Source organism: Pantoea alfalfae (assembly GCF_019880205.1).
Lineage (GTDB): Bacteria > Pseudomonadota > Gammaproteobacteria > Enterobacterales > Enterobacteriaceae > Pantoea > Pantoea alfalfae.
Window position 1 is genome coordinate 3475457 of sequence record NZ_CP082292.1, and the last position, 12987, is coordinate 3488443.

Sequence of the window (12987 nt, forward strand, 5' to 3'; positions counted from 1 at the left end):
CCCGTTCCTCTTCTCTCCCCTCTCTGCTCTGAGGGGAGCGTTAAACCCCGCTTTGCTGTGATGCCTGACATTCCCTTAACCTGGGGTTGAGCGCTATAGTGTTGTTTTGGTTTCTACAGGACAGCACGCATGAAAGGCATCAACATCGCACTTTACTTCGACCCCGATCAGATTCAGGCCTGCGTTCATGAACAGGACGGCAGCTATCTCAGCAAAAAATTCGAGTATGACGATGGCGTGATTGAAGAGATCTACCAGTGGCTGGAGCAGTACGAACCTAATCGCACCCACATCTGCCTGATTGAAAACGAAACCGCCGAGCTGCTGGCCGATGAGCTGGTCGACAGCGGCTATCGCGTCCATCAGGTCACCATGCACCAGCTGCTGAGCTGGTTCGCCGCTGAGCCGCCTTCCACGCCAGACGGCACGCCGATGCGCGCCATGCTGCGTTTCCTGGAAGATGAACATCCGCGTGAATATGAGTCGCGCACACCGCAGACCGAAGCGCTGATGGAGATGTTCGACGAGCTGGATGCGCTGGAGATGGTCGATGACGGCGATGACGAAGACGCGCTGCCAGGCGATCTGCTGCGCGCCATGAAGAAGCACAAAATCACCGCCAGCGCCGCGGCCCAGCGTCTGCTACCGGACGTCAACGAACGTATCCGCGAGCATCTGATGCAGTACCCCGAACTGATGACGCCGGAAATCCTGCAGGACTTCTTCCCGGAGCTGTTAGAGGCGCTGGAGCGCCCGAAACACTAATCAGGGAGATCGGCTATGCTGGAACTGATTAAAGCGGTCAGCCTGGGGCTGGTGGTGATCCTGCCGCTCGCCAATCCGCTCACCACCGTGGCGCTGTTTTTAGGGCTGGCGGGTGACATGAATTTCGAGGAGCGCAACCGCCAGGCGCGCCAGGCTTCCATCTATGTCTTCGCCATCATGATGGTGGCATGGTACGCGGGCAGTGCGGTGCTGAATACCTTCGGTATCTCTATACCGGGTCTGCGCATGGCGGGCGGTCTGATTGTCGCCTTTATCGGCTTCCGGATGCTGTTCCCGGCTAAACCTGCCGGGCATTCAGTTGAAGCTAAGCAGAAACTGGATGAGCTGGATGGGGCTAAAGAGCCGGTGAATATCGCCTTTGTGCCGCTGGCGATGCCAAGTACGGCCGGGCCGGGAACCATTGCGATGATCATCTCTTCTGCCTCAACGGTGAGAAGTGGCGTCGATTTTCCCGCCTGGGTAATCAGCGTGGCACCGGTGCTGACCTTCCTGCTGGTGAGCCTGATTCTGTGGATCTCGCTGCGCAGTTCGGGTGCCATCATGAAGCTGGTGGGTAAAAGCGGTATTGAGGCGATATCGCGCCTGATGGGATTTTTACTGGTCTGTATGGGCGTGCAGTTCATCATTAACGGCGTGCTGGAAGTGGTACGCACCTTCCATTAATGCGGGTTTTCCCCTCCCCGGACAGGCAGAGGGGAAAGCGCGATTACTTCAGCGTTTTACGCACTTCAGCAACCTGATCTTTGCTCACCGCAGGCGCGGTGTTGCTCCAGCCCTGACGAATAAAGGTTGCCAGCTGCGCGACTTCATCATCATTCAGCCGCTGGGCAAAGCCTGGCATCGCCAGTTTAGACGGCGCTTTCGCGGTCGAAGGCTGCTGCGCACCGGCCAGAATGGTGTGGATCAAGCCGGTTGGATCCTTAGCATTCACGATGGTTGCGCCATCCAGCTCCGGGAAGATCCCGGGTGCGCCTTTGCCGGTCACGAAGTGACAGGCCCCGCAGTTATCCAGATAGAGACGCTCGCCTTCGCTGAGGTTCTTCGCGGCGGTGAGTTTCGCTTCCGTTGCCTGCTGCGCCTGCACGCTGAACGCCTGCAATGGCGGATTGCCGCCCAGGAATTTCAGGTAGGCCGCGATAGCTTTGAGATCGGCATCGGTCATGTGTGAGCTGCTGTGCTCGACCACCGAGGTCATCTCGCCGCCTACTGCCGCTTTATCGTTACGGCCGGTCTGGAGGTAGTCGATGACTTCCTGCTCGCTCCAGTGTGGCAGGCCACGCAGTGACGGCACATCCCAGTTGTTCAGGCTGCCGCCCGCCAGGAATTTATCATCACCGCTATCCAGCGCTTTCTCGTTCATGCCCAGACCGCGCGGCGTATGACAGCTGCCGCAGTGACCCAGACTCTCCACGATATAGGCACCGCGGTTAACCTCGGCTGACGCACCACCAATCGGCTGGAACGGCTTATCGGACGTGAACGCCCAGTTCCAGAACCGCATGCCCCAGCGCTGGCTGAACGGGAAGCTCAGATCGGTTTCCGGTGGCTGTTCCGCACTCGGCTGCACGCCTTTCATAAAGTAGACGTAGAGCGCGTGCATATCGGCATCGCTGATTTTGGCGTAGTCAGGATACGGCATGGCCGGATAGAGATGCGAGCCATCCGGTAAGACGCCCTTGCGCACCGCGTCAGAGAACTGCTGCTCGCTGTAGTTACCGATGCCATGCTGCTTATCCGGCGTGATGTTGGTGGAGAAAATAGTGCCGAGGTTCGACTCAATCGCCAGTCCACCCGAATAGGCCGGTTTGCCGGGCAGCGAGTGGCACGCCATACAGTCGCCCAGGCGGGAGAGATACTCGCCCTGCTTAATCAGTTGCGCTTCATCTTCGGCGTGAACCGGCAGCGCAAATCCGCTGGCCAGCAGCACCGCGTTGGCAAAAATAAAAGACTTCAGTTTCAGCTTATTCATGCGCTTATGCCTGTACCAGTGGACCGGGATTTTTCAGGTAGTGATCTTTGATCGCCTGCGCCGCCATCAGGGTAATCGCACCGATGGTATCGGTCGGGTTCGCCTGGAAGTTCTGCGGGAAGGCGTTGCCGCCGGGCACAAAGACGTTATGCACATCCCAGCTCTGCAGATACTTGTTCAGCGCCGAGGTTTTCGGGTTATCGCCCATCACCGCGCCGCCCACGTTGTGCGTAGAGACATATTTGGTGATATCGAAATCCGCGCCCATTGGCAGGAAGCTCATGCTCATGCTGTCCGGGTTCAGCTCTTTGGCGATGTTGCCGACGATGCCTTTCAGATGCTGCTGCAGCTTCAGCTCATTCTCTTTCCAGTTAAACGTCATGCGCAGCAGTGGCAGGCCACGGTGATCGTTGTAGTTCGGATCGAGATCCAGATAGATGTCGCGGTAAGACTGGCAGGTGGTGGTGATGCTGATCTTCATCGAATGACCGTACCACTCTTCCAGACCTTCCTTGTAGCCCATGCCCCAGGTCGGGGTGCCTTTTGGCAGCGCGGTGCTGATTGGCGTGCCGGTCGCCTGTGAGCTGTGGATCTTCGCACCGCCCAGGAAGCCAAGTGAAGGGCCGTCGAAGTTGCCTGGCGAGATATCGTTAAACATCTGGCCGGTCGCGCCCGCCGTCGCATACGGATTGAAGTTTTTATCTTTGAAGAACAGCGTTGCGCCGCCGTTCGACAGGAACGCGTAGTTACGGCCTACCACGCCCTCTTCGGTAATCGGGTTGTAAGGTTTGCCGATGCCGGAAAGCAGCATCAGACGCACGTTGTAGAGCTGGAAGCTGCTCAGCACCACGATTTTCGCGGGCTGGAAGCACTCGTTGCCCTGCGCATCGATGTAGATCACGCCTTTGGCGGTTTTCTTATCATCGTTCAGCACGACCTTAATCACTTCCGCATTCACTTCATAGGAGAAGTTCGGCATACGCTTCAGCGAATCCATCACCGCCGTCTGCGGCGACGCTTTGGAGTAGTTCAGACACGGATATTTGCTGCAGTAGCCGCAGTAGTTACACGGGGCGATCTGGTTGCCGTACGGGTTTTTCCACGCACGTGACACACAGGCTGACGGATTCGGGAACGGGTGGTAACCGAGTTTCGTCGCTACCTCTTTGAACATCACGTTGTTCAGCGTGTCATCCAGCGCGGGCAGTGGGTAAGGTTCAGAGCGCGGGCCTTCAAACGGGTCGCCGCCTTCCAGGATTTTGCCGCGCAGGTTGCCGGTGTTGCCCGACTGGCCGCAAATCAGTTCGAATTTATAGTAATAGGGCTCGATCTCTTCCCAGCTGAACGGGAAGTCCATCACCCGCATATCATCCTGCAGAATGCCGGGCTTGTAAGCCTCGTCAACGTAGGTTTTAAGTTTGATGTCGGTCGGCGTCGGACGGATCAGTACCGCCGTCCAGTGCAGACCGGAACCGCCTACGCCGGTGCCCGGTGCAAACGCGCCCCATTTACGGGTTGGCAATGCCGTCTGGCTGCTGTTGTAGCGCACGGTGACCGCCACTTCGGCGGGTGTCGCAAACACTTTGTTGCGCACCGCATAGGCGTATTCATCCGCCGGTTTCGGGTAGGCGAACTCGTCGTAATCGCGATCGCCGCCGCGCTCCAGGGCGCGCACGTCCAGACCTGCCAGTGCCAGCTCGATGCTCATCAGCGAGCCTGCCCAGCCGAGGCCGCAGACCACGACGTCGACTTCTTTTTTAGTAACCTGTGCCATGATAATCCTGTTTACCTGATGTGGAAGCGCTTATGCGCGTTCACCTTTGATGCTGACCGGGCCGAGCGGATAAGGAACGTTGTGCTGTTTCACCCATTCGGTGAAGCTGGCACGCGCGCCGGGGAAGCCGATAGCGATCCAGGCTTTCATGCCTTTATTACCGCCGTACATCGGGTCGGCCAGGTAGCCATGCTTGGTATCGGAAAGCAGCTGGCTGAAGAAATGGGAAGGCTTAAGATCGGCTTCGCCCAGCGCGGCAAAGTCGATCTCGTTTTTGTTGACCTGGGTCAGCACCGCATCTTTCTCTTCCAGCGTCAGCGCATGAAACGCTTTCTGGTGCGTGTTCTGCGACCACTGATTGATCAGCCGGATACCGGTCTGATACATCTGCTGGGGACGGAACGGGATCTGATAACCCATCGTGGCGGGTGCTTTCGTGTTGAACGGCCCCTGCATATAGATTTCGCTGCCAAACGCTTCGCTGTGCAGCTGCTGATCGATAAAGATCGGCACGTTAGTTTCCAGCGCGCCCGGTGCTTTGCCTTTGCCGCCCGCCGGAATCAGGCGGTCGGTGGCGGCCAGAATAAACTGCCACTCATCGGCACTAAAAAAGATCGGTTTGTAATCGGCTAACTCCGGTGCGGCCATCTCTGCAGCCTGTGCCGCAGTCATGCCTTTCAGGACCAGTTCACTTAATGGCAACGCCAGCAGTGAACCGAGCAAAAATTTACGCCTGGTGGTGGGTTTTTCTAAAAGCATATCCGCACGACTCTCATCTGCTAAATACCCGCTTACTGTGTTATGACGCTGAAAGGCCGGGTGCAGGCAGGAAACTCCCCGCAGAGATGAACGCACACAGCACAGACAACGGCAGAACAGAGAAGGCAGGTAGAATTATGGTTCGGTGACTAACGGAACATATCGGTTAATAACCTGGCAATATTAGGGATATATATATGTCTGAATGTAAAAATTGAATTTAAAATGTGTCGTAGTAAAAGTTTATCATGGTGTTGCGGAAGGGTTGCGGATAGGTAAAAGATTTACAGCGAGGAAATTGCGTCTAAAACCGCATAAACATCGGGTATTTAGCCGTTTTAACGCAGGAGCGACGGATATTATTTTCGCCCTGTCATCATCACGCAGAATAACCGATAAAAAAATATCATACTTCCATACAAGAGAATCATTCTCATCGTTAACACTATAGTGACTTTGATGGTCATACAATCAGACAGTGCGCAAAGTGTGATCGCCTGAGTAAATCCTGCTTTATTCCGCCTGTTGTTAAATGACGCTGAAATAATTACTGACGGACATGACCTTAATTTGTCCTCTTGCCTGAATAACTAAGCATGTAATTGTGCAAAGCTCATAACAAACCGGCATTTTGAGATTATCCGGCGCCCGATAGAGTAGAGCGATCAACGACTCAGGATAACCCTCAATGCGCAAAACGCTACTCTCACTCTCTTTATTGACTGCACTGACACTGGTTCACCCGGCATACGCCGCGACGCCAGCGGACACGCTGGTAGTCGCCGTGCCACTCGATGGCATCATCAGTTTCGATCCGGCGGAAAGTTTTGAAACCGTCAGTAACAGCAGCCTGCGCAATATCTACCAGACGCTACTGGAACCGAATCATCAGAACCCACAGCAGCTCTCGCCACTCGCCGCCACACGCTGGCAGGCCGGAAAAACGCCGCACAGCCTGGTATTTGACCTCAACCCACAGGCCCGTTTCGCCAGCGGTCATCCGCTGACCGCGCAGGATGTGGTCTTCTCCTTAACCCGCGCGGTAAAACTCAACAAAGCCCCCTCTTTTATCCTGGGTGAGTTTGGCTGGACGCCGGAAAATATCGATCAACAGTTCACGGTGATCAACGACCACCAGCTTGAACTGCGCTGGCCCGCTGAGATCGGCAGCGATCTGGCGCTGCGCCTGCTGACCGCGCCGGTCGCCTCCATCGTTGACAGTAAACTGGCCCGGGAACACGTCAGCAATAACGATTACGGCAATGCCTGGCTGAAAACGCACTCGGCTGGCAGCGCCGCCTATGCCATCAAACAGTTTGTCCCGCTGCAGGCGCTGGTGCTGGAAGCTAACTCTTACAGCACGCAGAAGCCGCATCTGAGGCGGGTATTGCTCAAGGGCGTAGCCGATGCCGGCAGCCGCCGACTGCTGCTCCAGCAGGGTGACGTGGATGTCGCCTATCAGCTTGGTCCGGACCAGATTGCCGCGCTGAAAACACAGGCAAATGTGCGGGTTGACGCCTTCCCGTCCAGCCTGGTTTATTACGTTGGCTTTAATACTCAGAACGCGCAGCAACCGGCGCTGGGCAATCCGGCCCTGTGGCAGGCGGCACGCTGGCTGGTTGACTATGACAGCCTGGCGAACCAGCTGCTGAAAGGTCAGTATCGCATCCATCAGAGCTTCCTGCCGGATGGCTTCGATGGTGCACTGAACACCACGCCGTTCCATTACGATCTGAAAAAGGCGCAGGAAATCCTGCAGAAAGGCGGCATCAAACCGGGCACCCACATCGCGCTGACGGTGGTGAACCAGCCGCCTTATATAGACGTGGCGCAGGCGCTGCAGGCGAGCTTTGCCAAAGCGGATGTGCAGCTTGATATCCAGCCGGTGGCGGAATCGGAGCTGTGGAGCAAAATGCGCAGCCGCGACTTCCAGGCAATCTTCACTTACTGGGGCGCGGACTACATCGACCCTAACACCAATGCCAGCACCTTTGCTTCTAACGTGCCAGGTGGCGGCAAAACCCTGGCATGGCGTGTCGGCTGGACCATTCCGGCGCTGAGTGCACAGACCCGCGCCGCCGCCGGAGAGAGCGATGCGGCTAAACGCCGTAGCCTCTATACCGGGCTGCAAACCCGCATCCAGCAGGATTCACCGTTTATCGTACTCTTACAGGGCGCGACCCAGGTGGCGGTGCGCCGCAATCTCAGTCACCTGCAGCAGGGCATCGGCGTCAGCCTGCTCAATTTCGAAGAGGTGCAGAAGTAATCCCGCGTTTCAGGCCGCTGCTCTGCGGGCAGCGGCCGCGTTTTTGACGAATTGTTCTCCTCCTGTCTATGCTCCGCTTGCTATCCTTCAGGCATAATCCTTTGACTGAGAGTGGAAAACCATGACTTCCCCGCTACTGATTGCCCGTACGCCAGACGTCGAACTTCATCTGTTGCCGCAAATGGCCAACCGCCACGGCCTCATTACCGGTGCGACCGGCACCGGGAAAACCGTTACGTTGCAGAAGCTGGCCGAATCGTTCTCCGCCAGCGGCGTACCGGTCTTTATGGCTGACGTCAAAGGCGATTTAACCGGCGTGGCGATGGCGGGCCAGTCCAGCGAAAAGCTGCAGGAGAGGCTGGCGAAAATCGGCGTCACCGACTGGCAGCCGCAGAGCAATCCGGTGGTGCTGTGGGATATTTTTGGCGAGAAAGGCCATCCGGTACGCGCCACCGTTTCCGATCTCGGTCCATTACTGCTGGCGCGGCTGCTGAATCTGAATGAAGTCCAGAGCGGCGTGCTGCAGATTATTTTCCGCATAGCCGATGACCAGGGCCTGCTGCTGCTGGACTTCAAAGATCTGCGCGCCATGACCCAGTACATTGGTGACAACGCCAAAAACTTCCAGACCCACTACGGCAATATCAACAGCGCCTCGGTCGGCGCGATTCAGCGCGGATTGCTGACGCTGGAGCAACAGGGGGCGGAACACTTCTTTGGTGAGCCGATGCTGGATATCGCTGACTGGATGCGCGTCGACAGCAACGGCAAAGGCGTCATCAACATCCTCTCTGCTGAGAAGCTCTACCAGATGCCGAAACTCTACGCCACCAGCCTGCTGTGGCTGCTGTCGGAGCTTTATGAACATCTGCCGGAAGCGGGCGATCTCGATCAGCCAAAGCTGGTGTTCTTCTTTGATGAGGCGCACCTGCTGTTTACCGACGCGCCGCCGGTGCTGCTGGAGAAAATAGAACAGGTCATGCGGCTGATCCGCTCCAAAGGGGTCGGCGTCTGGTTCGTCACCCAGAATCCGGCAGATATTCCCGATCGGGTGCTGGGCCAGCTCGGCAACCGCGTTCAGCACGCCCTGCGCGCTTTCACGCCCAAAGATCAGAAAGCGGTGAAAACGGCCGCCGATACGCTGCGCGCCAACCCGGCGTTTGACAGCGTGGAAGCGATTCAGGCGCTGGGCACTGGCGAAGCGCTGATCTCCTTTCTGGATGCCAAAGGCAGTCCGTCGGTAGTAGAACGCGCGATGGTCATTGCGCCAGGCTCGCGCATGGGTCCGGTCACCGGTGATGAGCGTAACGGCCTGATCAACCATTCGCCGCTCTATGGCAAATATGACACCGAAATCGATCGCGAATCGGCGTTTGAAAAGCTGCAAAAAGGCTTCCAGGCCGCCAGCGATGAGGCGAGTGCCCCCCCGGCCAAAGGCGACGCTGTGGCTGTCGACAATGGGATTCTCGGTGGTCTGAAAGAGATCCTGTTTGGTCACACCGGCCCGCGCGGCGGCAAACACGACGGCGTGGTACAGACCATGGCGAAAAGCGCTACCCGCCAGATCACCAATCAGATCATCCGTGGGGTGCTGGGCAGCCTGCTGGGTGGCCGTCGCCGATGAACCCCGCTCTCTGCTAAGATCAGGTTATGGATAAACACTACGAACTGAAACGGATGAAACGCCTGGCGCTGCTGCTGCTGCTGCTCGCCGTCGCCACCTTTGTTGTCACCCTTTTCCTGCCGCCTGGCTTCTGGGTCAGCGGCGTCAAAGCGATTGCGGAGGCCGCGATGGTCGGCGCACTGGCGGACTGGTTTGCCGTGGTGGCGCTGTTCCGGCGCGTGCCGGTGCCTTTTATCTCGCGCCATACCGCCATCATTCCGCGCAACAAAGATCGTATCGGTGAAAACCTCGGGCGCTTTGTGCAGGAAAAGTTTCTTGATACCGACTCCCTGCTGAACCTGATTCGCCGTCACGATCCTTCAAACCTGCTGGCACAGTGGCTGAATGCACCGGGCAATGCCGACCGCGTTGGCCGCCATCTGCTGCAGGTGATGCGCGGCTTCCTGGATCTCACCGATGACGCGCGGATTCAGACCTTTATGCGCCGCGCGGTGCATCGTGCCATCGACAAGGTCGATCTCAGCCAGACCAGCGCCATGGTGCTGGAAAGCCTGACCAAAAATAACCGCCATCAGGCATTGCTGGACGCGGCCATCGACCAGTTGCTGAAGTTATTGCATAAGCCCAGTACCCGCGAGTTTATCGCCATGCAGCTGGTGCGCTGGCTGAAACGCGAGCATCCGATCAAAGCCAAAATGTTGCCGACCGAATGGCTGGGCGAACACAGCGCCGAGCTGGTGGCCAACGCGGTCGATTCCCTGCTGGATGATGTGGCGCTGGATCAGGGCCATGAGCTGCGCCTCGGCTTCAACCGGGCGGTTGATAAACTGATCGTTAAGCTGCAGACCGACCCGGAAATGGCGGAGCGCGCCGAAGAGATTAAGGGCTGGCTGAAAGAGGATGCCTCGTTCAATCGCTACATCGGCGAACTGTGGAATGATATGCGCAACTGGCTCAAAGCGGATCTCAGCAGTGAGGATTCGCGGGTGCAGGAGAAAGTGCGCGGTGCAGCCCTGTGGCTTGGCGAAACCCTGGCCGCCGACCCGGCGCTGCGTGACTCCATGAACCAGCATCTGGAACAGGCTGCACGCAGCGTTGCACCAGAGTTTGCTGGCTTCCTGACGCGTCACATCAGCGACACTGTGAAAAGCTGGGATGCGCGCGACATGTCGCAGCAGATTGAACTCAATATCGGCAAGGACCTGCAGTTTATCCGCATCAACGGTACGCTGGTAGGCGGCACCATCGGGCTGATTCTCTATCTGCTGTCGCAGCTGCCCGCTGCCCTGCCCGCACTGTCAGGCTGGATAAATAGCGTGGCGTAACGCCGTTTCAGGCCACTGCAGTCACTCCTCCGGCTGGCAGACATAAAGCGATGGGCGTATACGCCTGTCGTAAAGCATTGCGGGTCATGGATAGCGTCTTTGTGGAAAGCGTAGAATCCCTGAGCCTGCACTGTTAGCCAATAAAAAAGGCCGCTTGCGCGGCCTTTTCTTTTACTGCATTCATTGCGCTTAGCGCCGCTTAATCAGCATAAACAGACTGATCGCGAAGAACGCAAAGCTCGGCAGAATCGCCCCCAGAATCGGCGGTAAGCCATAAACCAGACTCAGCGGACCGAAAATCTGGTCCAGCACGTAGAACAGGAAGCCAAAGCTGATACCGGTCACCACACGCACACCCATCGACACGCTACGCAGCGGACCGAAGATAAACGACAGCGCCATCAGCATCATCACCGCCACCGACAGCGGCTGGAAAATCTTGCTCCACATATTCAGCTGATAACGTCCCGCTTCCTGGCCACTCTGCTTCAGATATTTACTGTAGCTATGCAGACCGCGAATCGACAACGCGTCGGGATCCAGCGCCACCACACCCAGCTTGTCCGGCGTCAGATTGGTTTTCCATTCACCACTCAGACTCTGTGAACCGGTAATCTGCTTCGGATCAGTCAGGTTTGACTCATCGACCTGAGACAGCATCCAGCGCTTCTTAGCCGCATCCCAGATCGCCGTCGCCGCGTAACGCACGCTCTGCAGACGACGCTGATCGTTAAAGTTATAAATGCTTACACCATCAATTTCATTGTCGCCTTTGATGCGCTCAATATAGATGAAGTTATTGCCATCTTTCGCCCACAGACCATTCTGCGTCGAGACCAGTGCGCCGCCATAAAGCTGCTGCGCCCGGTAGTTACGCGCCATCTGCTCGCCCGATGGCGCAACAAACTCACCAATCGCCATGGTCAGCAGCACCAGCGGAATTGCCGTTTTCATCACGGACAGCGCCACCTGCATGCGGGTAAAGCCCGCCGCCTGCATCACCACCAGCTCACTGCGCTGCGCCAGCGCGCCAAGTCCCAGCAGCGCACCCAGCAGGGCCGCCATCGGGAAGAAAATCTCAATATCTTTCGGCACGCTCAGCAGGGTGTAGTAACCGGCGCTCAGCGCGTTGTAGCTGCCCTGACCGGTCTTGCGCAGCTGATCGACGAACTTGATAATGCCGGAAAGCGACACCAGCATGAACAGCGTCAGCATGATGGTATTGAAGATAGTTTTACCGATATAGCGGTCAAGTACGCGAAACATCAGACCGACCCTCCGCGGGTAAAGCGGGCGCGAATCCGACGCATCGGCACCGTATCCCACAGGTTAAGGAGCACCGCCAGCACCAGATAGCTGATATTCACCACCCACATCCAGAGCGCCGGATCAAGCCGCCCTTTCGCCCCGCTCGACTTCAGCGAGCTCTGCAACAGGAAGAAGATCAGATAGAGCAGCATGGCGGGCAGCATCGACAGCACGCGACCCTGACGCGGGTTCACCACGCTGAGCGGCACCACCATCAGCGCCATTACCAGCACCGCGAACACCAGCGTCAGACGCCAGTGCAGCTCGGCCTGAAAATCCGGTGTCTTATTCGCGAACAGGTCGGTCATGCTGGCCTGCTCTGCATCGTTAGGATCGAGCGTTGCCGCTTTATATCCCACGGTGGCCTGATAGTTGGTGAAGTCGGTGATACGGAAATCACGCAGCAGTGCGGTGCCCTCAAAGCGGGTGCCTTTGTCCAGCGTTACCACCTGCGAGCCATCTTTGTGCTGCTCCATGTGACCGCTGTCAGCCAGCACCACCGAAGGACGCGCGTTACCTTTTGGCCGTAACTGCGCCAGGAACACGTTACCAAAGTTGTTGCCCTTCACATCCTCGACAAACAGCACGGCGCTGCCGTCGCTGGAGGTCTGGAACTGCCCGGCAGCCATCGCTGCCGCACCTGGGTTTGCTTTGGCGTTCTGCGTCACCTCATCCTGATAACGGGATGACCACGGCCCCAGCCAGATGACGTTCACCGCAGCCACTATCGAGGTAAACAGCATCAGTACCATCGCCGCTTTCACCAGGACGGCCTTACTCAGGCCGCAGGCGTGCATCACGGTAATTTCACTTTCCGTGTAGAGACGCCCCAGCGTCATCAGGATCGCCAGAAACAGACTTAAGGGCAGTATAAGTTGTGCCATTTGAGGCACACCGAGTCCTAACAAGGTCAGAACGAGGTTTGTCGGCACTTCGCCATCCACCGCGGCTCCCAGGATCCTGACTAACTTCTGGCAAAAGAAGATGAGTAGCAGGATAAACAGGATAGCCAGCTGGCTTTTGAGCGTTTCCCGAACCAGATATCTAATGATGATCACGCTTAGTACGCCTGTGAAAACTTGTCTTTTTGCAGGAAAATCGCTAGTTTCAACGCTTATCAGCCATTTTTCTTCATCAATGGCCGTCGCCGTAGCTAAATTTGTATGAAAAACGCGT

The 12987-nt window shown here is 57.0% G+C and carries 10 protein-coding genes; 5 read left to right on the forward strand and 5 right to left on the reverse strand.

All coding sequences use genetic code 11. The features are described 5' to 3' along the window. The first annotated feature begins 129 nt into the window (after positions 1-129). Together K6R05_RS16295 and K6R05_RS16300 are read left to right on the forward strand one after the other, a co-directional pair. Positions 130-765, forward strand: a complete 636-nt coding sequence (locus K6R05_RS16295) for a hypothetical protein (protein WP_161731918.1) — start codon at positions 130-132, stop codon at positions 763-765. Between the two features lie 15 nt (positions 766-780). After that, a complete protein-coding gene (locus K6R05_RS16300) occupies positions 781-1449 on the forward strand; it encodes a MarC family NAAT transporter (RefSeq protein WP_161731916.1) in 669 nt (222 codons plus the stop codon). Between the two features lie 43 nt (positions 1450-1492). Here the strand turns inward: K6R05_RS16300 and K6R05_RS16305 are convergent, their stop codons facing one another. The 3 genes from K6R05_RS16305 to K6R05_RS16315 are packed head-to-tail and all read right to left on the reverse strand — an operon-like array spanning position 1493 to position 5288. Then, the gene (locus K6R05_RS16305) at positions 1493-2755 is read right to left on the reverse strand and encodes a c-type cytochrome (RefSeq protein ID WP_222924655.1); all 1263 of its coding nucleotides are present in this window, start codon (positions 2753-2755) and stop codon (positions 1493-1495) included. A 4-nt stretch (positions 2756-2759) separates the two neighbouring features. Continuing rightward, on the reverse strand, positions 2760-4529 hold the full coding sequence (locus K6R05_RS16310; RefSeq protein ID WP_033731366.1) for a GMC family oxidoreductase: 1770 nt from the start codon (positions 4527-4529) through the stop codon (positions 2760-2762). A 30-nt stretch (positions 4530-4559) separates the two neighbouring features. Then, on the reverse strand, positions 4560-5288 hold the full coding sequence (locus K6R05_RS16315; protein ID WP_095706284.1) for a gluconate 2-dehydrogenase subunit 3 family protein: 729 nt from the start codon (positions 5286-5288) through the stop codon (positions 4560-4562). A gap of 688 nt (positions 5289-5976) precedes the next feature. Between K6R05_RS16315 and K6R05_RS16320 the strand changes: the two genes are divergently transcribed. From K6R05_RS16320 to K6R05_RS16330, 3 genes are all read left to right on the forward strand, one after another. Then, positions 5977-7554, forward strand: a complete 1578-nt coding sequence (locus K6R05_RS16320; protein ID WP_222924657.1) for an ABC transporter substrate-binding protein — start codon at positions 5977-5979, stop codon at positions 7552-7554. A 121-nt stretch (positions 7555-7675) separates the two neighbouring features. After that, a complete protein-coding gene (locus tag K6R05_RS16325) occupies positions 7676-9178 on the forward strand; it encodes a helicase HerA-like C-terminal domain-containing protein (RefSeq protein WP_161731910.1) in 1503 nt (500 codons plus the stop codon). A gap of 26 nt (positions 9179-9204) precedes the next feature. Next, the gene (locus K6R05_RS16330) at positions 9205-10503 is read left to right on the forward strand and encodes a DUF445 domain-containing protein (protein WP_222924659.1); all 1299 of its coding nucleotides are present in this window, start codon (positions 9205-9207) and stop codon (positions 10501-10503) included. A 189-nt stretch (positions 10504-10692) separates the two neighbouring features. Here K6R05_RS16330 and lptG read toward each other — a convergent pair whose 3' ends face one another. Together lptG and lptF are read right to left on the reverse strand one after the other, a co-directional pair. Beyond that, positions 10693-11769: an LPS export ABC transporter permease LptG gene (gene lptG / locus K6R05_RS16335; RefSeq protein ID WP_161731906.1), complete on the reverse strand. Its 1077-nt coding sequence runs from the start codon at positions 11767-11769 to the stop codon at positions 10693-10695. Then, a complete protein-coding gene (gene lptF, locus K6R05_RS16340) occupies positions 11769-12869 on the reverse strand; it encodes an LPS export ABC transporter permease LptF (RefSeq protein ID WP_222924661.1) in 1101 nt (366 codons plus the stop codon). The genes lptG and lptF overlap by 1 nt, the downstream gene beginning before the upstream one ends. Positions 12870-12987 lie beyond the last annotated feature (118 nt).

What these genes read in the sequence shown, in the direction of transcription:
- K6R05_RS16295 (WP_161731918.1), top strand. Translation starts at nt 130, where the DNA reads ATGAAAGGCATCAACATCGCACTTTACTTCGACCCCGATCAGATTCAG.
- K6R05_RS16300 (WP_161731916.1), top strand. Translation starts at nt 781, where the DNA reads ATGCTGGAACTGATTAAAGCGGTCAGCCTGGGGCTGGTGGTGATCCTG.
- K6R05_RS16305 (WP_222924655.1), bottom strand. Translation starts at nt 2,755, where the DNA reads ATGAATAAGCTGAAACTGAAGTCTTTTATTTTTGCCAACGCGGTGCTG.
- K6R05_RS16310 (WP_033731366.1), bottom strand. Translation starts at nt 4,529, where the DNA reads ATGGCACAGGTTACTAAAAAAGAAGTCGACGTCGTGGTCTGCGGCCTC.
- K6R05_RS16315 (WP_095706284.1), bottom strand. Translation starts at nt 5,288, where the DNA reads ATGCTTTTAGAAAAACCCACCACCAGGCGTAAATTTTTGCTCGGTTCA.
- K6R05_RS16320 (WP_222924657.1), top strand. Translation starts at nt 5,977, where the DNA reads ATGCGCAAAACGCTACTCTCACTCTCTTTATTGACTGCACTGACACTG.
- K6R05_RS16325 (WP_161731910.1), top strand. Translation starts at nt 7,676, where the DNA reads ATGACTTCCCCGCTACTGATTGCCCGTACGCCAGACGTCGAACTTCAT.
- K6R05_RS16330 (WP_222924659.1), top strand. Translation starts at nt 9,205, where the DNA reads ATGGATAAACACTACGAACTGAAACGGATGAAACGCCTGGCGCTGCTG.
- lptG (WP_161731906.1), bottom strand. Translation starts at nt 11,769, where the DNA reads ATGTTTCGCGTACTTGACCGCTATATCGGTAAAACTATCTTCAATACC.